This window comes from Anabaena sp. CCY 9402-a (genome assembly GCF_963920945.1).
In the GTDB taxonomy this organism is placed as follows: domain Bacteria; phylum Cyanobacteriota; class Cyanobacteriia; order Cyanobacteriales; family Nostocaceae; genus Trichormus; species Trichormus minutissimus.
In genome coordinates this window covers 1-21,765 of sequence record NZ_CAWUDL010000090.1, presented here as the reverse complement: position 1 = coordinate 21,765, position 21,765 = coordinate 1, and the positions used below count along the sequence as shown (strand labels likewise).

The window sequence follows — 21,765 nt, the reverse complement described above, 5'->3', positions numbered from 1 at the left end:
GAGTAATGAGTAATGAGTAATGAGTAATGAGTAATGAGTAATGAGTAATGAGTAGGTAGGCATTGTATTTTTCTCCCCCTGCTTCCCCTGCTTTCTTTTCCCCTATCACCTGTCCCCTGTCCCCTGTCACCTAATTCCCCCTCCTAAGCAAGTAATTTCCAAAATCAAAGCGGACTGCTATATGCTAAGTGTTCTAATTTGGATACCAATTCTAAGTGCTATAATTATCGGGTTTTTACCTGGTAAAGTTGTTCCAGCTAGTCGGGTGAGATTAGTATCTTTAACTATTGCCGGCATAGTTTTACTTTGGAACTTGTTTATTTTGCTGAAATTTGATATCAGCAATCCAGGGATGCAGTTTCGAGAATATCTCCCTTGGAATGAAACCTTGGGTTTGAGTTATCAATTAGGCGTTGATGGGTTATCAATTTTGATGTTGATACTCAATAGCCTACTTACCTGGATTGCGATTTACAGCAGTGATAAAGAAACTCACCGCCCCAGACTTTTTTACTCTCTAATTTTATTAATTAGTGGTGGCGTTGCTGGAGCATTTTTAGCAGAAAATTTATTGCTGTTCTTCCTGTTTTACGAACTAGAATTAATCCCGTTTTATTTACTAATTTCCATTTGGGGAGGAGAAAAACGGGCTTATGCAGGCATCAAATTCTTAATTTACACGGCTGTTTCCGGTGCTTTGATTCTGGCAACTTTCTTAGGCATGGTATTTTTAACTGGTTCTACCAGCTTTGCCTTCGATGCCGTATCTACACAAACTCTCTCCGCCAGCTTGCAATTCATCCTCTTAGTCGGAATTATCTTAGGGTTTGGCATCAAAATTCCCCTTGTTCCCTTCCATACTTGGCTACCCGATGCTTATGTTGAAGCTTCCGCACCCATCGCTATTTTGTTAGGTGGCGTGTTGGCGAAGTTGGGAACTTATGGGCTATTGCGGTTTGGGATGGGAATGTTTCCCGAAGCTTGGAGTGTCGTTGCACCAACCTTAGCCATTTGGGGGGCAATTAGTGCAATTTATGGGGCAGTAATTGCGATCGCGCAAAAAGATATCAAGCGCATGGTAGCATACAGCTCTATCGGTCACATGGGCTATGTATTGCTGGCTAGTGCCTCTAGCACTGCTTTAGCACTAGTTGGTGCTGTCTCCCAAATGTTCAGCCACGGTTTGATTCTGGCAATTCTATTCCACCTAGTAGGGATTGTAGAAGCGAAAGTAGGTACACGGGAGTTAGACAAACTCAATGGTTTAATGAGTCCCATTCGTGGTTTACCCTTAATTAGTGCGCTACTAGTTCTCAGTGGTATGGCGAGTGCTGGAATTCCCGGTTTAACAGGATTTATCGCGGAATTTATCGTTTTTCAAGGTAGCTTCTCCGTCTTCCCACTGCCAACGCTGTTATGTGTAGCCTCTAGCGGTTTAACAGCAGTGTATTTTGTCATCCTCCTCAACCGTACCTGCTTTGGCAAGTTGGATAACCTCGCCTATTATCCCAAAGTTGTATGGGCTGAGAAAATACCCGCCTTAGTTTTGGCATCCCTGATTATCTTTTTAGGTATACAACCCACTTGGTTGGTGCGTTGGAGTGAAAACACAACCACAGCAATGATAGCAACAATTCCTCCTATTGAAAAAACCATAGTCTCTCAAGTGGCTTTGAAGCAGTAAGAAATCGATTTTTCTTTGTGTCTCCGTGTCTCTGTGGTGAAAAAATTTTTCTTAACCACAGAGGCACAGAGACACAGAGGTTAATTTTATTATCTAAGAAATTGCAATGGTACAAACTCCAGATAAACCTGTTACAAAATTACCTCCGTCCCAGCATGAATTTGCTGATATCATTCATCGCCTAGAAGCTGGCGGTTCGATGTTGCCAGATACGCCAGAGAATTTGATGCAAATTATCGGTATTTATAAAGCTTATGCTGTACCGATGGATTTCTATTGGCGTGACTTGCTGTATATCGCTGAACAGGAATTTTTAAATCCTTTTCCTTTTTTCAAATATTTTATATCCCAAGAATATTTAGACAGACATAATCACTATGCTGGTGATGATGCTGATTTAAGAATTTGGCGCGGTGAAGCAACTGCCCACCCTGAATTATTGGCATTTATGGAAAAGGGTGAAACCGTCAAGATGCCAAAATTATTGCATCATTTATTACACGATCGCATTAACATGGAATTTGCGGAAGCGTGTATGCGGGCTATGCTGTGGCATCGTCAGATGTATGCCCCAGTTAACCAATTTGATGCTTACCTCGACTCGGAAGAATACAAAGCCAATGCAGACAGGGCAATTAAAGCGTACTTTCAAGGCAACCCAGTCATGCTGGGAATGTACAAGCTGTTCCCCGATATGTTTTTAGAACAGTGTCGCCAGATGTCTTACTACTCAAACCTCGGCTTATTCTGGGAAGTCATGGCCCCGGTATTCTTTGAGATGTCGGATATCTATGATGAAGGTGGCTTTAAAGGTGTCCCCGACGCGATGAACTTTTTAGTTAATGGCATATTTGCGATCGCTGGTCGTCCGATTTATCATCATGTGTATATTCGTGGGGAATGCTACGAAATTATTCCCAAATCTAAAGGTTTTACCTGGCTATACGAAGCCGCACTACCCTACGTAGAAGCTGTATTTTACCGCACAGCCCCCTTTAGAGGCACGAAATCTTATAATGCCCAAGCAGGTCAAGTACCCGATGACCAAAAAGACTTTCATTATGGCATTCTCTACGCCGATGTATTTCCCGTAGGTACAGCAGGGATTCCACCGACATTATTAATGCAAGATATGTTACATTTCTTACCCCAATATCTTGTAGATTATTACCAAAAATATTGTCGCGGAGAAGAAGATATCCTAATTCAGTTAGGTATTACCTTCCAACGTTCCATGTATAACGTTACCTCTGCGGTAATTCAAGCATTACGAACTGCCTTATTATATCCCCTAGACGACCCCAACCCCAAACACCTGCAAGCCAACCGCGAATTTTTTGAAGCCCAACTCAACCGCTTTACCCGCACAGAATATAATATGCGTAACGCCGCCCGTCTGCGAGACATCCAAAGTCAAGATTATCGATAGGTGACAGGTGACAGGTGACAGGTGACAGCAGATGAGGGGAAGAGGATTCAACCCTCCGCGCTACGGCAGTCGCTTCAAGTCGGCAAAGCCGCCCAACGCGCTGCCTCCCCTCTGCGTTTAAATTTCACCCTTACAAATCCAAAAACGGGAAAACTTGAAGTAAAACTTTCCGTAACCGTAACAAAAAAACCGTTTGCCGTAAATTCTGACTCAGTTTAGGCGGTGGGCTAACTTGTAGCTGTTCTTGTAGTTGTGCGTATTCGACAGGTGTGAGCGGTTTACCATCTATAGGCGATCGCGCATCTATAATAATTTCTGTACGTAATATTTCTTCTGGTGTATCTTCTATCGGTGGTAGTGCGTCTGCGACCATTGCAGGTGTTCCCAAATGACTACTCAACCACACCACAATGATACTACTGAGGCTAAAAACGGAAAACCTGATCCACTTCATTATTTAGTATATTTTAAAACTCTGTACTATACTTACGCAGCGATCGCTTCTTGAGATAAGTAGAGAATTTATAATCCCTTAGAACCAATCAGTGGGGAATTTAAACCCTCCACTGATTGCAATCCCAGGTCGAAGCACGCTACGCGCAGCCTCCCTTTAAGGAATACCACTAAATCATTCACGTAGCGTCTTGCTCCAGAAGATTTAGTGGGGGTCTTAAACCCATTTATTATCTTCTATGGGGTAGCGGGAGTAGCAGGAGGGGTAGCACCTGTATCTGCTGGCTCATTAGGGGTAGCAGCAGGGGTAGTGGTTGTGTCAGGAGTACCTTCACAAGCTCCTAGAAACCCAGCCAGAGTTAACATCAATGCAAAACCAAAGATTTTTGTTTTCATAAACTCCTCTTTCACCAATTGCGGCAATAAAAAATTTCGCCTGTTGAATACGATAACCTATTTGTTGCTTATTTTTTAAAACCCTGCCCATACATATTCAAAAGCTATACTTTGAGCTAAGTTTATTGGGATTAGTTTTATATCTGAGTTCATTATGTAGCTTAGATTTCAGAGCCAACTAAGTTGAGATGAATTGACATTTAAAAAAGAAAAATCAATAGTTGAGGCAACAGGCATAACAGGATGAAGCTATCTTCTGCCGACTCTTGCCCCTAGGAGCTTGAGGTTGCCATACTTGAGATGTCATACCCATCTATACAATGTGTTATTTGTATTTGTGACAAGGCGGGTGAGCCTAACCTTAGCAAAAATGAATAATCAGTCTACAATACATTATTTCTAATCGCAAAAACTTATGACTGCTGTTCGCAAATCAAATACTGCTAAACCGGGAAGTGGACAAGGTTCTACTCCCAGGCGCAGAAAGCGTCAATCGGCACGTTTAGAATCAACAGTGCAGAATGCTTCTATAGATGTGACTCAAACCACATCAATACCTAGCACAAGACAACGACACTCCTCGAAAAATCTCTCGCTTCCCGTCACTCCCGGCAGAGAAAATTTAAAATCATCTCAGATATCTCATCCTACAAGTCGGTCAAGTCCTAAACCAAGAAGCTCAAACTCAAAATTTCTCAATGTGCCTGTAGTCCCTACTGCCACAGCCATGCCTTTATGGTTATTGCGACTGCATACCTTAAATCGTCATTCCTCAGTAGTAGCGTTCTTATTAGTAGCAGCAACTTTAGTTGTATATGGATGCACAGTCTATGCTCAAGACCTTTGGGATCAAAACTATCGCAGGCTGCAAAACCTCCAACGTCATGAGCGACAGATGACAACAACTAATGCGACACTAACCAACAAAATAGCTGAAGAAGCAGAAAACTCAAAAACTGGTCTAGTATCGCCAACTCCTGCTAATACTATTTTTCTTCCTCCAGCAAGTCATCAAACTGATGTACTATCTCCTAGTACAAAACTACCATCAAAAATACAGTCGCCCATTTCTTCCCCACCGGGATATTAATTAACAGGAAACAAGACACAACACAAATAATAGCTGAGTAGGAGAATGCAAAAATCATCAAATAAATTAAAGTTTAGAAAATTGCGTAAGCCCGAATTTACCGGGCGGCAAAGAGTGGCTAGAAACATTGAGATGAAAGCCAATCTCCCATCGAATCCAGAGCAAATATCAAATGCTAAATTTCGATTATTGACTGTTTGGGGGATATTGATGGCTGCGGGTCTGGGGTTAGCAATCAATTTGTATAACTTACAAATTATTCAAGGGACAAAGCTCACCCAAAGAGCTAAAAACCAGCAAATGGTGAAATTGCGCCCTTATATGCCCCGTCGCCTCATCGTCGATCGCAATGATAATGTGTTAGCTATTGACCGTCCTGTCTATACCGTGTATGCCCACCCCAAGCTGTTTGACAAAACAAATGAAGCGATCGCTGAAAAACTAGCCCCGTTTCTAGATAAAACTCCGGCTGAGTTAGTCAAAGTTTTTCAAAGGCAAAAAAGTGGCATTACACTCTCCTCTGCTTTACCAGAAACCATTGCTGATCAGGTGAAGGGATTACGCTTAAACGGTTTAGAGTTGATTTCCAAATATTCCCGATATTACCCCCAGGGTGATTTAATGGCTGATATCGTGGGATACGTAAATGTTGACCGTCGTGGTCAGGCTGGTGTGGAATACTCCCAAGACCAGTGGTTAGAGCGTTCTCAAAAAACTGTGAGCTTAAGCCGATCTGGAAATGGGGCGGTGATGCCAGATAATGCCTCTGAAGGTTTCTTAACTTCCGATGATTTACGGATGAAATTGACTATTGATAGTCGTCTCCAGAGGGCTACCCGTGCGGCACTCAAAGAACAACTGGAACAGTTTAAGGGCAAACGTGGGGCAGTAATTGTGATGGATGCCTTGGATGGCTCTATTTTAGCCCTAGTTTCTCAGCCTACCTATAACCCCAATGAATACTCTAAAGCAGATATTTCCTTATTTAAAAACTGGACAGTCTCGGATCTTTATGAGCCGGGATCAACATTTAAACCTTTGAATGTAGCGATCGCACTAGAAAATGGTGTAATCAAAGCAGATGATACATTTAATGACCCTGGGGCAATTCAAATAGGTAAATATACTATCAGAAATGCTGGACTTAACGGTTATGGGCAGATTAGTATTGCTCAAATTCTCCAAAATTCTAGCAACATTGGCATGGTGAAAATCATCCAAAAATTAAAACCATCGGTGTATTACAACTGGCTAGAACGTTTGGGGGTAGGACAACCAGTTGATACAGATTTACCCTCTGTAGCTAGTGGTAAACTCAAAAATCAAGAAATATTTATTCGTTCACCAATTGAGAATGCAACCACCTCCTTTGGGCAAGGTTTTTCTCTCACACCATTACAACTAGTACAAATGCAAGGTGCGTTAGCTAACGGTGGTAAGTTGGTGACACCTCACGTCATCCAAGGGTTAATTGATAGCAAGGGACAAACTCACTACACACCTACTCGCCCCGCACCACGCCAAATTTTCTCAACTACTACAGCTCAAACAGTAGTGGAAATGATGGAAACTGTCGTTACTGTAGGGACTGGTAAGGCTGCCCAAATTCCTGGATATCGTATTGCAGGCAAAACCGGCACAGCCCAAAAAGCTAGCCCGAATGGTGGTTATATTCCTGGGGCAAGAATTACTAGTTTTGTCGCTATTTTACCCGTGGAATCTCCCCGCTATGTAATTTTGGCTGTGGTAGATGAACCAAAAGGCACAAATGCTTATGGTTCAACGGTTGCAGCCCCCATTGTTAAGGCTGTGATGAATGCACTCATTCCCATTGAAAAGATTCCCCCCAGCCAAGAAATTGAGCCAAAATCCACTCAAAATAGTAATAAAGAAACAGTCAAAGATTAAAACAATTCGTAATGGACTAACGTCCCGCTCCGCTAACGTAATTCGTAATTGACTGCGCTCTTCTTCTCTGTCCCCTGTCCCCTGTCCCCTGTCCCCTGTCCCCTGTCCCCTGTCCCCTACTAATAAGTTTGCTTGAGCGCATCTTCGATAGAACCTACACGCTGGAAAAGCTCTATTAATTGGTGAGATTTTGTTTGTCGTTGTTCTAACATTAATTTCAATGGTGCTAACAATTCCACATCTGGATCATCTCCCAGAGAAACTTCTGCCGCTTGCAAAATTTCTCTAGCATTCATTAATATATCTTTGTTGTCAAAGCCCTCTTTTGCTGAAATTTGATGTAGAGATGCGTCGGGTGTAATTGCTCTACCAAATAAAGATTTATCTAATATTAAACCCTTTAATAATGCCAATAATGCCGCATAGGTAGAAAAATCGTCACAACTGTCAAAAGCTTTAAATTCAATGCGACCTATCTCGGCTGGTAGCCGGGCAATTTTTGTTAACGATGGCGCACTCTTAATTAATTGTTCCTCTTCTGGAACAAATACTAAAGCCGCAGGCCTTTTGCCAGTTCTGATAAATGTTCTCACTGATAATCCTTCCCAAAGTGTGCCGTTGTAAAAAGGGGAACTATAACTAAAAGGCACAATATAAGGGCTGTAATAAGTCAACTTTTTACCAATATCAATTACCTGTTCAATAGGTAAATCTGGCACGGAAATATTTAAGTCTGGCCCGTATGTCACCATATAAATGTAAGCAGTTTGTTCATCAGGATAAGCCTGTAACTGCTTAATTTCATAATTATTTAAAGGTGGGTAGGGTGCAAAAACTGTTTTGTAGGGATTAAAACTAGTTAACACTGGTAAAAATCCCAATTCACCAGCTACCTCACGTAATAATTCAAAACTGGTAGTTAATTCTTTAATCACTCCCTGAATATCAGAGTGTATTGTGGTTCTAATTTCTATACCTTTTGAGGTACAATCGATTACTTTATCAGAATCGGAGAATCTTTCAAATCCTTCGATGTACCATCTCTTGCTTCTAATACCAGCATCACCCACACGCAATTGCAGATGGTCATCAGCGTAAGTGGGTAGTCTATCAATAATTTGAGCGAAATCGGCAAATTTTGTACAAGTAAAATCTGCGAACTTTCCATCTCGGTTGAGGAAAGCTACTTCATGTTCAACACCAAATAAGAAAGTCATAAATTAAATAGGAAATATTCTTAATAAGTTCACCAGAATATAATACACCAAGGTAGTATGGTGGCGGATTAACTCTTATCAGTAAAATATTTGTGCCTTTGCAGTTTCTCAGGCGATCGCTACTTCTGTGTTATTTTTATTACATTCAACAGCAGAACTATTAATGAAAAAACTTAAACATAAATTGATTCTAAAAATCTTGATTTTAGGGTCTTTACTACTGATATCTCAGCAAGTTTTGGCACAAACTTGGCGACCTGTTCGCGGTGGTATTACCTTTGGTATCAGTGGTATGTCACTGTTAAACCAGCAAAGTTCCTCACTTGATTTCCTTATTGTCCATGACAACAAACAAAAAAATCAAGGTCGTCTAGCAATTATTAGTATTAAAGGTAAGAACCAACCAGAATATTTACCTATAAATTGGCCAAGTAACACAGAATTACCCATAGACTTAGAAGCTTTAACATCTATTCCCGGTAACACAGGCTCAAGGTTTATAGCTTTAAGTAGTGCTGGTAAAGCTTATGATTTTCAATTAGAACCTATAAAAAAAACTATCTCAGTTATCAAAGTATTTGAACTACCAAACATTCCTTCAGGAAGTAATTTTGAAGCGTTTACCCTACAAAATATTGAAGGTAAATTAGTAGCTGTTTGGGCGCATCGAGGCGAAGATAAACAACCAGCAACTATTTATTGGGGATTATTTGACTTAGCTACATATCAAATTATTCCCGCAGGTTCTACACAGCTAACAGTACCATTTCCTTCTAGCAATGTGCGGCATATTTCCGACCTAAAACTAGATACAGCAGGGATTTTATACATCACCGCAGCAAGTGACACAGGAGATGATGGGCCATTTCAATCTGCTGTTTATGTTGCTGGTTATATGGGTTTACGTAGCAACAGAATTGTCTGGCGACAAAACAGCCAACTATTTCCTCTACAACGGTTTAACTACCACAAAATTGAGGCTATAGAACTTATTCCCGGTGCAGATGGTGGTGTAGTTGTGGGTACAGATGATGAAAATTTAGGCGGTTATATTTACTTTTTGGGTGATGATGTTTTGTAAACATGAAATCTAACTTTTCACGGTATCTGGAAAACCTCTCTCTAAATCTCTCTCCTCGCAGGAGAGAGACTTTGAAACCCAGGTTTGGAAGTGGGATAGATCAAAAAGTGATGAATTAAGACGTGATAAGTCGCGTCTCTACAATTAGACGTTAAATCTGAATAACATTACATCCCCTTCTTGTACAGTATACTCTTTACCTTCACTCCGCACTAAACCTTTTTCTTTTGCTCCATTCATTGAACCGTTAGTTACTAAATCATTGTAAGCAACGGTTTCAGCACGAATAAAGCCGCGTTCAAAGTCAGAGTGAATTACACCTGCTGCTTGAGGTGCTGACATCCCAGCATGAATAGTCCAAGCGCGGGTTTCTTTTGGCCCACAGGTAAAATATGTCCGCAAACCTAAGAGGGTGTAAGTTGCAGTAATTAAAGATTTTAGACCACCTTCTTTTACACCCAAAGATTCAAGAAAATCAGCTTTATCTTCTTCTGGTAATTCTACTAATTCCGCTTCTACTTGAGCAGAGACAATTACGACTTGAGCATTTTCTTGAGATGCAATTTTTCGCACTTGTTCCACAAAATCATTACCTGTTGCTAAGTCATCTTCAGATACATTAGCAGCGTAGATAATTGGCTTATTGGTCAGCATTCCTAAGCCTTGAATAATTTCGGCTTCCTCATCAGTTAAACTGACTTGACGGATTGATTTACCTTCATTTAAAGCCACAGCTAATCTTTCTAAGATTGTGACTTCAAATTGTGCTTCTTTACTAGTACGTGCTTGCTTGCGGGTACGTTCAATACGACGTTCGATTTGAGATAAATCTGCTAAACCTAGTTCTAGATTAATGATTTCAATATCTCTTACTGGGTCAACTGAACCGGCAACGTGGATAATATCATCATTTTCAAAACAACGTACCACATGAACGATCGCATCAACTTCCCGAATGTGAGAGAGAAACTGATTACCCAGTCCTTCACCTTGGCTAGCACCTTTTACCAAGCCAGCAATATCTACAAACTCAACTCGTGCGGGAATAATTTGTGCTGAACCGGAAATTTTAGCAAGCACGTTTAAGCGTTCATCGGGTACTGCAACAACGCCGACATTTGGTTCAATGGTACAAAATGGGAAATTAGCTGCTTCTGCTTTGGCGTTAGCAACTACAGCATTAAATAAAGTAGATTTTCCGACGTTAGGAAGTCCGACAATTCCGGCTCTTAGCATTTTAGATGTACGATTTTGAGTTTGTTTACAGAGAAAAACTAAACAGGTTTGGGTATTGTCTGGGGAATGGGAGCAGGTACTGGTTCTGGTACAGGCTCAGGAAAGGGACGGGGAATTGTAGGCCCCGGTGTTGGTGTTGGTTCTGGTAATGGGTTTGGCTCAGGGTTGGGAATTTGCGGTTCGGGGATAGTAATAGCTGTAGGTCGAATCATGATTCATCTGATAAATTATTCAACCTTCTCAAACTAGATGAAAACTTGAATTGTTGACATCTCCCCAAATAGCTATGCCCAAAAGTGTTATTTTAGCTAGAAACAGAGCAATAAACAAATGGAATTAGGTAATAGGGGATGGGAAAAGGATTAATCCCTTTTAGAGCCTTGCGTCACTCTGGAAAAAATAACTGTGGTGGCTGTCTTCAATTTCCCACCGCTATCTAATTCGTTGGTGATAATAACAGCTTTACAAGTCAGAAACTTGATTTGCGAGTCAAAAACTTGATTTGCGAGTCAAAAACTTAATTTACGAGACAAAAACCTGATTTACGAGTCAGAAACTTGATTTACAAGTCAGAAACTTAATTTACGAGTCAGATTAATGAATCAAAACCAAGCACCTTTACTAGAAGCTTTGAAAAACTGTGCTGCTCGTCCTCACGCTGCTTTTTACACCCCAGGACATAAGCGGGGACGAGGAATTGCTCAACCTTTGGCTGATTTGTTGGGTAGGGATGTGTTTGGTGTTGATTTAACAGAATTGGCTGATTTAGATAATTTATCTGCACCTCAAGGGGTAATTCAACAGGCGCAACAGTTAGCAGCTGAGGCTTTTGGTGCTTCCCAAACATGGTTTCTTGTCAATGGTTCTACTTGTGGAATTGAGGCGGCAATTTTGGCTACTTGTAGTGCAGGGGATAAGATAATTTTGCCGCGTAATGTGCATTCATCTGCGATCGCTGGTTTAATTCTTTCTGGTGCAATCCCAATTTTCGTTAACCCTGAATATAACCCAGTTTTAGATATTGCCCACAGTATCACACCTGATAGCTTACAAGTTGCCTTGCAACAACATCCAGATGCTAAGGCGGTGTTGACAGTTTACCCGACATATTACGGCGTTTGTGGAGATTTACAGGCGATCGCTCAAATTACCCATGAATATCATATTCCTTTGCTGGTAGACGAAGCCCACGGCGCACATTTTGCTTTTCATCCCCAACTACCTACCCCAGCTTTAGCCGCCGGTGCAGATTTAACTGTACAGTCAATTCACAAGGTACTCGGTGCGATGACACAAGCATCAATGCTGCACGTCCAAGGTGAGAGGATAGATATTGACCGAGTAAGTAAAGCTTTGCAACTTTTACAGTCCACTAGTCCCAGTTATGTATTGTTAGCTTCCCTAGATGCGGCGCGTCAGCAAATGGCGGTAGATGGGAAACAACTCATGTCTCGCACTTTGCAGCTTGCAGAAGATGCCAGAAGCAGAATCAGTCAAATATCAGGGTTATCAGTTTTGCAGTTACCAGAAAAGGGATGTCTCTCACCTGGGTTTGTAGATTTGGATAGAACACGGTTAACTGTTACGGTTTCTAGTTTGGGTTTGACGGGATTTGAAGTGGAAGAACTATTAGATGCACAGGGTGTAACGGCGGAGTTTGCGACACTGCAAAATATTACTTTTATTATTAGTTTGGGGAATACAGCAGATGATATTAAGCAGTTGGTGGAGGGTTTAATGAGTTTAGGGACTTCCAGACAAAAAAATATCCACAATGTAGGGTGCGTCAGTGTGATAGAACCTAACTATACCCAGAAAATATACATACTGACGCACCCTACCAAACTCTCGAACCTAATCCCCAACTCCTTCCCTACAAGGGAAGGGGAGCAAGAGTTAAAGCGAATTTCTCCCCGTGAGGCTTTTTTTGCGGCTAGTGAAATATTACCTATATTAGAGACGTGCGATCGCATCTGTGCAGAAGTTGTCTGTCCCTATCCCCCAGGTATTCCTGTGTTAATACCTGGGGAGGTTATTACGAAATCTGTACTGGAATATTTACAGCACATTCAACATCAAGGTGGATTTATCACTGGTTGTCATGATACTAACTTTCACACTTTAAAAGTAGTAAAGAATTGAGTTTTATTTGCAGATTTTTTAATATTTAAAGAGGGGGTATGAGGGGTAATTTCCACAGTTTTTAATGTCACTAAACCATCTTTTACCATCTCTTGAACCAAAGAAATAAAGTTAGAGATCGCTTCTTCATGGTCAATTATAGCGTTTCTCAGTCTAGTGAAGTACAGTAGCAAGAATGGGTAAACCAATTATGAATATTATTTAACGAGACTTGAGTAAAAGCAGTTTTAATTGCTTTTGCTAAGTCTGGATAACTTCTAGCTCCAATAGAACGTAGTAAATTTTAAATTTTTGACCAACAGTTTTCAATTGGTGAAAAATCAGGAGAATATGGTGGCAAATAAATTAATTTAGCTCCAGCAGATTCGATTAATTTCTCAATCTCTCCACCTTTATGAATTGAACAATTATCCATGATTACACAAGCACCTTCCCACAGCTTTGGAACTAATTTTCGAGAACTGTAAGCATCAAATTTCAGCCCGTCATATGCTCCTAAAATACTATATTGACTAATCACGCCTTTGAGAGCAATTGCTCCAATTATAGAGACATTATGAGAGCGTTTTTGAGGTCGTGAGCCATGCGCTCTTTTACCTCTTTTAGAACGAGCGGAGTGTCTTATTAAAGATAGATTAGCTCCTAGCGATATTACCTTATTTAGAAATAATCGAAAAACCCTGGATACCAAACAAAGATTTCTAGGAGATAAAGCTTATATAGGAGAAGCACTTATTACCACACCTGACAAGAAACCCAAAAAAGCCGAACTTTCAGAAACGCAAAAATCAGAGAATAAGAAATTATCTTCTAGAAGGATTTTTGTGGAACATCTGATATGTAGGGTGAAAATTTTTCGCGTAGCCAGTGATAGATTTCGTCTAGCTCGACATCGTTATAGTCAGGTGTTAAAGACGGTATGTGGATTAGTTAGGTTACATCTAAATGCTTCATTTATACTAAGTCATGATATTTGAATCATTCGCTTGAACATTTACTTTTTTAGAAAGCTCTGTTTTGAGAAACTTTTGATAATTTTTCTATTTTCATCCCTAAACCGTGATTTTTACGTTCAGCAATGATAACTATTTTATCTCAGTTATATCTCCTATAATCCCTTCACAGTCAGCTTTTTATCTTTTATGGACAAGTCTTTTGTATCTTCGGCTTTTTTGAGCGTTGGGAGAAATGCGTTGAGTGCTGCACGTGTAAGTCCTTTCCCTGTTTCTTTGTAAGTCTCAATCGACTTATTTAGGGCATAATTCCACTACCATCGAGAACAGCCAAAAGTCTGCTCCAATAATGTTTTTTGCCCCGTTGTTGGATATAAACGAACTTGTACAACCTTGTGCAACACTTAACATCACCTCCTTGATGAATTTACCTTAGCATGATATATATATTATGTTAAGCTTCTTGAAAAGAAAATAATTGTTGATTCGTCATACATCTAATATTTGTCTTTGCTGTGCAAAAAATTAATCTTAGATGCAATCCTTATCAACCACCTTATATCCCGCCACTGATTCGGAGTACCAAATTCAGTGGGGGACTTACGGCGTAATAGTTAAGTTTTAAAACACATCAGGGAGAAATTCCAGTGGTTGCACCGGCAGAACACCAGGAAAATTCATCAATGCAAGCAATCTGGCGTGTGCTAGAGAGTTTGAGGAATTACGGATGGATTTCGCTGGGAGCTTTGATCAGTCTACTGCTCTTGACAGTTACAAATGCGATTACTCCCCAATTATTTCGCTGGGGAATAGATCAAGGCATTGTCAAGCAAGATTTACAAATAGTTATATACAGTGCTGCCTGGATGGTAGCAGCAGCGATCACTCGTGGTGTATTTAATTTTGGTCAAAGTTATTTAGCAGAATCAGCTTCTCAAGGCGTTGCCTATGACCTACGCAACAAGATTTTCAGCAAGATTCAAAATCTCAGTTTTAGCTATCATGACCAGTCACAGACTTCGCAACTATTAACCCGCGTCACCAGTGATATTGAACAAATCCGCACCTTTATTGGTACTAGTTTGATTCAAGTCATCGGTGGAATTGTAACATTGGTGGCTATTGCGGTACTTTTGCTGGTGATGAATTGGGAACTAGCACTGATTTCTCTGACAGTAGTACCGTTATCTGCGTGGTTGATGGGGCGATTCGTTACCCGTAACGACCAAATATTTCGACAGGTACAAGAAAAACTTAGTGATCTAAATGCTGTATTGCAAGAAAATCTAATTGGCATCAGGGTAGTAAAAGCCTTCGTGCGGGAGTCGGCGGAAAAGTCGCGTTATACCAGCCTCAATGATGAGTTAGTCACGGCTAACATGAAGACAATTCGCGCCATCAGGAATACATTTCCGTTTATCTTTTTGCTGAGTAATTTGGTGACGCTGGCGGTGTTTGGCTACGGAGGAGCGCAAGTCATGAGGGACAGCTTTTCCATTGGCGAACTAGTGGCGTTTAACTCCTATCTAGTATTGATTTTCCAACCAATTTTGCTGATAGGCTTTGCTGCACCTGCGATCGCCCAAGCTGGTGCTTCTGCTGCACGCATCTACGAGGTGGTAGATGCCACAATCGATATTCGCGATCGCCCCGATGCGATCGCCTTTGATACCTGTGGCGGCAGAATCACATTTGAAAATGTCTCCTTTCGCTATCCTGGCGCGACTACCGAAATCCTGAAAAATGTATCTTTTGAAACTAAGCCTAAAGAGCTAATTGCTGTTTTAGGGATGACTGGTTCTGGCAAAAGTACAATCATGAACTTGATTCCTCGCTTTTATGATGTCACCAAGGGAGCGATTCGTATTGATGGGCGGGATGTGCGTGATTTTACACTCAAAAGTTTGAGAACACACATTGGTATTGTATTTCAGGAAACTACATTATTTTCTGGTACTCTGCGTGAGAATATCGCCTACGCCAAACCCAAGGCAGCATTAGAAGAAATAATTGAGGTAGCCAAAACTGCCCAAATCCATGATTTTATTACCAGTCTGCCGGATGGTTACGAGACAATCGTTGGTGAACGCGGCGTTGGTTTATCTGGAGGACAAAAACAACGGATTGCGATCGCTCGGACTTTACTCACCGATTATAGTATTCTGATTTTGGATGACAGTACCTCGGCTGTAGATGCCAAAACTGCTGCCGAAATTCAAGCCGCATTAGACGACATGATGCGCCAAAAAGCTTGTGTAACTTTTGTTGTGGCTCAACGCATTAGTACCGTTAAGAATGCTGATCGCATTTTTCTTATAGATAAAGGACGATTGGTAGCCCAAGGCACTCACGAGGAATTAATGCAAACCAGCCCACTCTACGGTGCGATTTTAGAATCTCAAGTTAAGAAGACAGCGAAAAGTTAGAAACAAATTCTGATTTAAGTCTTTTCATCCAAAATCTAAAATCCAAAATTCTGATGAGAGGTAAAGTCCCAATGATTGCATCCGAACAGAAGGAAACGCCACAACTCTCAACCATCCGGCGTTTCTTACGATACTTGCGCCCCTTTCAAAAAGAAATTCCCATAGCACTGACATTAGTATTAATCGGTGCTTCTACCCAGGCTTTGGGGCCATTCTTACTAGGTTGGTCAGTTGATAACCTGATAATCAAGGGGAATTTGCAGGGGTTGCTGCGGCTATTAGGGCTACTAGCTTTAATCTACGGATTTGGTATCTGGGCAATCCGGGGTCAAATTATTCGTGTCGGTTGGATTATGCAGCGATTGCTGGCGCAACTGAGACAAGATATTTTTCTGAAAATCCAGAGTCTACCACTCAGCTTTTTTGACCGCAGTGAAGCTGGCGATTTAATGAGTCGGCTGCTCAATGATGTGAATACTGTCAATCAAGCTTTTGGACAAACCGTTGCTCAAATGCTAGGCAATACTTTTAGTTTGGTTGGCATTGTGATTGCGATGCTCTCAATCAACCTACAACTCGGCCTGTTAAGCAACTTAGTTGTACCATTGATGATTTTTACCACTAGCTTGTTTGCTCGGTGGGCGAGGACTAAATTTCGCGTTACACGACAGACAATTGGGAAACTTTCTGCCAAGTTAGAAGAAGATATTGGCAGTGTGCGAGAAGCACAAGCATTTAATCGTGTACATCTCAACATTGCAGAATTTGATCTACTCAATGCGGCTAATCGTGATGCCAACGTGGAAGCGGTAGCCATTACTTCGGCCTTTTTACCGTCGATTGACTTTCTTAACACTCTAGCTACAGCAGGTGTACTAGCATACGGTGGCTATCTCGCTGTCACAGGAGGCGCGACAGTCGGTGTGGTGACATCCTTTTTACTTTATGTGCAGCAGTTTTTCCGCCCCATCCAAATCCTTAGTCAGTTTTACACCCAAGCTCAGTCAGCCTTTGCCGGACTAGAGCGAATTTTTCTGCTGTTGGATGAACCATCCCAACTCCAAGACGCACCTAATGCTACCAAAATGCCTGCCATTCAAGGTGAGGTGATATTTGAGAATGTCAAGTTTGGTTATAGCCCAGAACAATTAGTTCTTAAAGGTGTAAATTTACACGCTCAACCAGGACAGATGGTGGCATTGGTAGGGCATACTGGCTCAGGTAAAACGACAATTATTAACCTGATATTGCGTTTTTATGATGTGTCTGATGGTGGAGTAAAAATTGATGGCATTGATGTGCGTAGTGTCACCCAAGCGAGTCTACGCCGTCAGATTGGCATTGTCTTGCAAGATAATATTTTGTTTAGTGGAACTGTAGCGGAAAATATTGCTTTTGGTGCGCCTTATGCCACTCAAGCCGAGATTGAAGCGGCGGCACAAATGGCGAATGTGCATGAGTTTATTACCTCTCTGCCACAGGGTTACACCACTAAGTTGGGTGAACGAGGTGCGCCTCTAAGCCAAGGACAAAGACAACTAATCAGTATTGCTCGTGCCGTGTTAATCAATCCCCGCATCTTGATTCTGGATGAAGCAACCAGTAGCATAGATACCCGTACCGAAGCACTCGTACAAGATGCGATCGCTCGTTTATTGCAAGGTCGTACTAGTTTTGTCATTGCTCACCGCCTCAGCACCGTCACCCAAGCTGATCAGGTGTTAGTGATTCAGCAAGGCCAAATTGTCGAACGGGGTACTCATGCACAACTGGTTGACCAGCAAGGTGTTTATGCCAATCTCTATGCTCTCCAGTTGGGTGCGACAACCGAGGAAGTTAATTGACAAAGTTACCAACTGAGTGCTGAGTGCTGAGTAATGAGTTTTGAGTAATGAGTTTTGAGTGGGCATTGTATTTTTCTCCTCCTGCTCCCCCTGCTCCCCCTTCTTTCTTTTCCCTAGTCCCCAATCCCCAACCCTATGTTAGAACGTAACCAAGAACCAGTCTGGCTGACGATTATCCGGCTTTTGCGGTGGCATAAACCCGAAGGACGTTTGATTTTGATGATTCCTGCACTTTGGGCAGTATTTTTGGCTGCTGCTGGTAAGCCGCCTTTAGCATTGGTGGGGGTGATTATCTTGGGTACTCTCGCCACTAGTGCGGCTGGGTGTGTGGTAAATGATTTGTGGGATAGGGATATTGATCCAGAAGTGGAAAGAACCCGCGATCGCCCCTTGGCTTCCCGTGCGTTATCTGTAAAAGTGGGGATAGGGGTGGGGATTGTCGCCTTAGCTTGTGCGGCGGTGCTAGCTTTTTATCTCAACCCCTTAAGTTTTTGGTTATCTGTGGCGGCTGTCCCGGTGATTCTGTTGTATCCAGGTGCGAAGCGTGTCTTCCCTGTACCACAATTGGTATTATCAATCGCCTGGGGTTTTGCGGTGTTAATTAGTTGGAGTGCAGTCACACAGAATATTTCTCAACCCACTTGGTTATTGTGGGGGGCTACTTTGTTGTGGACATTGGGATTTGATACAGTTTACGCCATGAGCGATCGCGAAGATGATCGCCGCATTGGTGTTAATTCCAGTGCCTTGTTTTTTGGAGATTACGCCCCTGTGGCCATTGGTATATTCTTTGCGGGTGCGATCGCTTTATTAGGGTGGCTAGGTGTTGCTATTCACCTCAAATTAGCTTTTTGGATTAGTTTAACGATTGGGACTATTGGCTGGTTTTGGCAGTTTCTCCAACTAAGGAAACCAGAATTACCTAATCCTGTTTATGGGCAAATGTTCCGTCAGAACGTTTGGATTGGTTTTATTTTACTGGGTGGAATGATTATAGGTTCTTTTTAGAGCAGGCTATGGAAAACCCCCTCTCCAAAGACCTACCGTGTATACACAAGTCATATGTCAAGTAGATGCAGAGGATTTTGAAGAGGCAAAAAATGTTACCCCATGACCATCCTTGAGAATTCCCAAACCCATGATTTCCTCCTCGTTTATTAGTCAGCAGTCAACAGTCAACACTAATGACTATTGACTAATCACTAACAACTAATCAGCATTCATAATTTTTGGCACTTTAAAGAATTCGCCTTCTTGTTCAGGCGCACTGTTGAGAATGGCTTCTCTGTCAGCATATGGTTGTAATTCATCTTCTCTAGTCACATTGCTGACGTCAATAGCCCGTGTTGTAGGCAGTACATCACTAACATCCAACTCACTCAACTGCTCGACATAATCCAAAATACTGCCTAGCTGAGTAGTAAATTGTTCTTCTTCTTCTGGAGTCAATTCTAACCGAGCTAGCAGGGCGACTTTATGAACTTGTTCCTGGTCAATCATGGTTTGTTTAAGGTTTAATAGTTAATGGTCAACAGTCGACAGTTAATTATCACCTAGACTGTAGACTGCTGACTTTGGACTAATGACTAAAAGAATACGTCGATTTGCATCCGTCCGGTGGTTTTGAGCCAGTTTTGGGCTTCAATGTAGTTATTGGGGGCCATGCGGATAGCTCTAATCCAGTAGTCTGCGGCTTGGTCAAATAGTGCTTCGCCGCCGTCATGATCCCCACCTTCTTTGGCTCTTTCACCTTGATAGTGATAAATTACAGCGATATTATTTAAGGCTTGGGGTAAGCGAGGATTGAGTTCAACAGCTTGGTGATAGAGTTCTAAAGCTTTGTCGTGGTCGCCATTACTGGCATAAATTAAACCCATATTGTAGAGAATATAACCGCGATCGTTGGAGTCTTCCTCTAGGGTGAGGGCTTCTTCATAATATTCTAGTGCTTCGGCATACTCACCTTCTGCCTGGGCGGACATCCCATCTCGGTAATAAACGAATGCTTCTTTGGCTTTTTTGTTAGTTGGCAATATCTTCAGGATGATATCCGCCATAACTGTAAAGGATTTATCAATAAAGTTATCGTTTTTTTGCGTTCTTGGCATATTCGTCTCTGGTTGGGGACTGGGGACTGGGGATTGGGGACTGGGGACTAGGGACTGGGTATTGGTGATTCTTTTCCTTTTCCCTAATTCCTAGTCGCCATTCGCCATTGCTTTAGTACACTCAATAGCTAATTTAACTGATTTGGGTGGGTGTTCTGCTCGTTGACTGGGATGATACATTCTGGGCTGTTGTGTTTTGGGCTATTGACCAGTTTGCTCACAGGGTAGGCGGTCATCGCTACGGCTGGATAGGGAGATAATAGGGACTGTAGTGGTTGGGGTGTCTGGACTTCAGGATCTAGCCATAAATCGTAATCTTTGGGGTCAAGAATTACTGGCATCCGATCATGGATTGGTTGCAATAATTCGTTGGCTGCTGTTGTCAAAATTGTACAAGAGATGATTTCTTCTTGGCCAGGGGAACACCATTTTTCCCATAAACCCGCAAAGCCAAAGGGTTGTTCATCTCGGAGACGAAAGTAAAATGGCTGTTTTGTACCTTGTTGTTTTTGCCATTCATAAAAACCATCAGCCACCACTAAACAGCGTCGGTGCTTGAAGGCGGAACGAAAAGAGGGTTTTTCGGCTACAGTCTCTGATCTGGCATTAATTAATTTTGAGCCGATGCTGGAATCTTTAGCCCATGAAGGAATCAGACCCCAGCGTAACTGCTGCAATTCACGTTGATTAACTTCATGATTATGTAAAACCGTCACCACCATTTGCGTAGGTGCAATGTTATATTGTGCAGCCAAATTTTGCACTGATTGAACATGAAAAATTTCAGCTAATGCTTCTGCTGTCTGGGTTAAAGTAAATCTTCCACACATAGTTTTTTTCTGCCTATTGCATAAAATAAAACATTTAAATTACGACATTAAATATTACTAATATTTTTATTTTTCCAGATAATTAATGTTTACTATATCAACATATTAAATTCGACAAAATATCCTGTTTGATAAAAATAATTTTGTAAGATATTGTATTTTAGACCTTTAATCGTAAACACATTCTTTATTATATTTTGTACATGGAAGCATTACGTTTGTACGATTTTTTACTTTCAGGTAACGGCTACAAGATACGTCTTTTGTTAACACAAATGGGTATGCCATTTGAAAGAGTAGAAGTTAATATCTTAAAAGGAGAGAGCCGCACACCAGAATTTTTGAGTAAAAATCCTAACGGTAGGATACCAGTTTTAGAAATTGAATCACAAAAATATTTAGCAGAATCAAATGCTATATTGATGTACCTGAGCGAGAATACAGAATTTCTACCTTATGATCGCTATTTAAAAGCACAAGTAATGCAATGGTTATTTTTTGAACAATATAGCCATGAACCATATATTGCTAAATCAAGATTTTGGATGTCTATTTTAGGGAAAGCTGAGGAATATCATACCGACATAGAACAAATGCGTGAACCGGGTTATGCAGCCTTAAAAGTAATGGAAAATCATTTACATCATCATCGTTTTTTTGTAGATGAGCGTTACACCATTGCTGATATTGCTTTGTTTGCTTATACTCATGTTGCTGATGAAGGAGGGTTTGATTTAACACAATTCCCTGCAATTCAAGCTTGGCTAGAACGAGTCAAAGCCCAACCAGGATATATCAGTATTTTTCATGAACCTCAACTATGCTTGGATTGGTAGTAGGTGGATAGGGGACAGGTGACAGGTGAGAGGGGACAAGCCAATCACCATTGACTAATGACTAATAACTAAGACTATTAAGTAGCTAAACAAAATTAATTACATAGTTTTTACCAAATTCTCGGAGAATTT

The 21,765-nt window shown here is 41.3% G+C and carries 21 protein-coding genes and 1 pseudogene; 11 read left to right on the top strand and 11 right to left on the bottom strand.

Annotated features, from left to right (window positions below):
• Positions 1–181 precede the first annotated feature (181 nt).
• Complete coding sequence (locus ACM0OR_RS24380) at positions 182–1,684, top strand: NADH-quinone oxidoreductase subunit M (protein ID WP_323267956.1); 1,503 nt, start codon at positions 182–184, stop codon at positions 1,682–1,684.
• A gap of 106 nt (positions 1,685–1,790) precedes the next feature.
• The gene (locus ACM0OR_RS24375; RefSeq protein ID WP_414579083.1) at positions 1,791–3,113 is read left to right on the top strand and encodes a CO2 hydration protein; all 1,323 of its coding nucleotides are present in this window, start codon (positions 1,791–1,793) and stop codon (positions 3,111–3,113) included.
• 130 nt (positions 3,114–3,243) lie between these two features.
• On the opposite strand, the gene ACM0OR_RS24370 is transcribed toward ACM0OR_RS24375, so the two are convergent.
• Positions 3,244–3,567, bottom strand: a complete 324-nt coding sequence (locus ACM0OR_RS24370) for a hypothetical protein (protein ID WP_414579082.1) — start codon at positions 3,565–3,567, stop codon at positions 3,244–3,246.
• Positions 3,568–3,803: 236 nt separating this feature from the next.
• Entirely contained in the window at positions 3,804–3,962 is a 159-nt protein-coding gene (locus ACM0OR_RS24365) for a hypothetical protein (protein ID WP_190708816.1), read from the bottom strand.
• A 415-nt stretch (positions 3,963–4,377) separates the two neighbouring features.
• Here ACM0OR_RS24365 and ACM0OR_RS24360 point away from each other — a divergent pair, with 415 nt between their 5' ends.
• Complete coding sequence (locus ACM0OR_RS24360) at positions 4,378–5,052, top strand: hypothetical protein (RefSeq protein WP_414579081.1); 675 nt, start codon at positions 4,378–4,380, stop codon at positions 5,050–5,052.
• Positions 5,053–5,097: 45 nt separating this feature from the next.
• On the top strand, positions 5,098–6,960 hold the full coding sequence (locus tag ACM0OR_RS24355; protein ID WP_414579080.1) for a peptidoglycan D,D-transpeptidase FtsI family protein: 1,863 nt from the start codon (positions 5,098–5,100) through the stop codon (positions 6,958–6,960).
• Between the two features lie 119 nt (positions 6,961–7,079).
• Here ACM0OR_RS24355 and ACM0OR_RS24350 read toward each other — a convergent pair whose 3' ends face one another.
• Positions 7,080–8,177, bottom strand: a complete 1,098-nt coding sequence (locus tag ACM0OR_RS24350) for a glutamate--cysteine ligase (RefSeq protein ID WP_414579079.1) — start codon at positions 8,175–8,177, stop codon at positions 7,080–7,082.
• A 163-nt stretch (positions 8,178–8,340) separates the two neighbouring features.
• Here ACM0OR_RS24350 and ACM0OR_RS24345 point away from each other — a divergent pair, with 163 nt between their 5' ends.
• The gene (locus ACM0OR_RS24345) at positions 8,341–9,258 is read left to right on the top strand and encodes a hypothetical protein (RefSeq protein WP_414579078.1); all 918 of its coding nucleotides are present in this window, start codon (positions 8,341–8,343) and stop codon (positions 9,256–9,258) included.
• Positions 9,259–9,402: 144 nt separating this feature from the next.
• On the opposite strand, the gene ychF is transcribed toward ACM0OR_RS24345, so the two are convergent.
• Positions 9,403–10,494 carry a redox-regulated ATPase YchF gene (gene ychF, locus ACM0OR_RS24340; protein WP_414579077.1) on the bottom strand — a complete coding sequence of 364 codons (1,092 nt, stop codon included), beginning with the start codon at positions 10,492–10,494 and terminating at the stop codon, positions 9,403–9,405.
• Between the two features lie 38 nt (positions 10,495–10,532).
• Positions 10,533–10,706, bottom strand: coding sequence for a hypothetical protein (locus tag ACM0OR_RS24335; protein ID WP_190708829.1), 174 nt, complete (start codon positions 10,704–10,706; stop codon positions 10,533–10,535).
• A 385-nt stretch (positions 10,707–11,091) separates the two neighbouring features.
• On the opposite strand from ACM0OR_RS24335, the gene ACM0OR_RS24330 reads away from it, so the two are divergent.
• Positions 11,092–12,636: an aminotransferase class I/II-fold pyridoxal phosphate-dependent enzyme gene (locus tag ACM0OR_RS24330; RefSeq protein ID WP_414579076.1), complete on the top strand. Its 1,545-nt coding sequence runs from the start codon at positions 11,092–11,094 to the stop codon at positions 12,634–12,636.
• Here the strand turns inward: ACM0OR_RS24330 and ACM0OR_RS24325 are convergent.
• Together ACM0OR_RS24325 and ACM0OR_RS24320 are read right to left on the bottom strand one after the other, a co-directional pair.
• Positions 12,609–12,809, bottom strand: coding sequence for a DUF190 domain-containing protein (locus ACM0OR_RS24325; RefSeq protein WP_414579086.1), 201 nt, complete (start codon positions 12,807–12,809; stop codon positions 12,609–12,611). The two genes, ACM0OR_RS24330 and ACM0OR_RS24325, sit on opposite strands and share 28 nt — an antisense overlap.
• A 110-nt stretch (positions 12,810–12,919) precedes the next feature.
• The gene (locus ACM0OR_RS24320; RefSeq protein ID WP_414579075.1) at positions 12,920–13,327 is read right to left on the bottom strand and encodes a transposase; all 408 of its coding nucleotides are present in this window, start codon (positions 13,325–13,327) and stop codon (positions 12,920–12,922) included.
• Here ACM0OR_RS24320 and ACM0OR_RS24315 point away from each other — a divergent pair.
• Positions 13,260–13,613 (top strand): transposase family protein, encoded by a 354-nt coding sequence (locus ACM0OR_RS24315; protein WP_414579085.1) that lies wholly within the window; start codon positions 13,260–13,262, stop codon positions 13,611–13,613. The two genes, ACM0OR_RS24320 and ACM0OR_RS24315, sit on opposite strands and share 68 nt — an antisense overlap.
• A gap of 179 nt (positions 13,614–13,792) precedes the next feature.
• Here the strand turns inward: ACM0OR_RS24315 and ACM0OR_RS24310 are convergent.
• Positions 13,793–13,993: pseudogene (locus ACM0OR_RS24310) on the bottom strand (helix-turn-helix domain-containing protein); the annotation flags it as partial.
• A gap of 279 nt (positions 13,994–14,272) precedes the next feature.
• On the opposite strand from ACM0OR_RS24310, the gene ACM0OR_RS24305 reads away from it, so the two are divergent.
• From ACM0OR_RS24305 to ACM0OR_RS24295, 3 genes are all read left to right on the top strand, one after another.
• A complete protein-coding gene (locus ACM0OR_RS24305) occupies positions 14,273–16,015 on the top strand; it encodes an ABC transporter ATP-binding protein (protein WP_414579084.1) in 1,743 nt (580 codons plus the stop codon).
• Positions 16,016–16,068: 53 nt separating this feature from the next.
• A complete protein-coding gene (locus tag ACM0OR_RS24300) occupies positions 16,069–17,859 on the top strand; it encodes an ABC transporter ATP-binding protein (protein ID WP_414579074.1) in 1,791 nt (596 codons plus the stop codon).
• A gap of 135 nt (positions 17,860–17,994) precedes the next feature.
• Positions 17,995–18,867, top strand: a complete 873-nt coding sequence (locus ACM0OR_RS24295; RefSeq protein WP_414579073.1) for a 4-hydroxybenzoate solanesyltransferase — start codon at positions 17,995–17,997, stop codon at positions 18,865–18,867.
• A 201-nt stretch (positions 18,868–19,068) separates the two neighbouring features.
• On the opposite strand, the gene gatC is transcribed toward ACM0OR_RS24295, so the two are convergent.
• From gatC to ACM0OR_RS24280, 3 genes are all read right to left on the bottom strand, one after another.
• On the bottom strand, positions 19,069–19,359 hold the full coding sequence (gene gatC / locus ACM0OR_RS24290; RefSeq protein WP_190700087.1) for an Asp-tRNA(Asn)/Glu-tRNA(Gln) amidotransferase subunit GatC: 291 nt from the start codon (positions 19,357–19,359) through the stop codon (positions 19,069–19,071).
• Between the two features lie 86 nt (positions 19,360–19,445).
• A complete protein-coding gene (locus ACM0OR_RS24285) occupies positions 19,446–19,967 on the bottom strand; it encodes a photosystem I assembly protein Ycf3 (RefSeq protein ID WP_190700084.1) in 522 nt (173 codons plus the stop codon).
• Between the two features lie 128 nt (positions 19,968–20,095).
• Complete coding sequence (locus tag ACM0OR_RS24280; RefSeq protein WP_414579072.1) at positions 20,096–20,797, bottom strand: SOS response-associated peptidase; 702 nt, start codon at positions 20,795–20,797, stop codon at positions 20,096–20,098.
• Positions 20,798–21,000: 203 nt separating this feature from the next.
• Here ACM0OR_RS24280 and ACM0OR_RS24275 point away from each other — a divergent pair, with 203 nt between their 5' ends.
• Positions 21,001–21,633: a glutathione S-transferase family protein gene (locus tag ACM0OR_RS24275; protein ID WP_414579071.1), complete on the top strand. Its 633-nt coding sequence runs from the start codon at positions 21,001–21,003 to the stop codon at positions 21,631–21,633.
• The last annotated feature ends 132 nt before the right edge of the window (positions 21,634–21,765 follow it).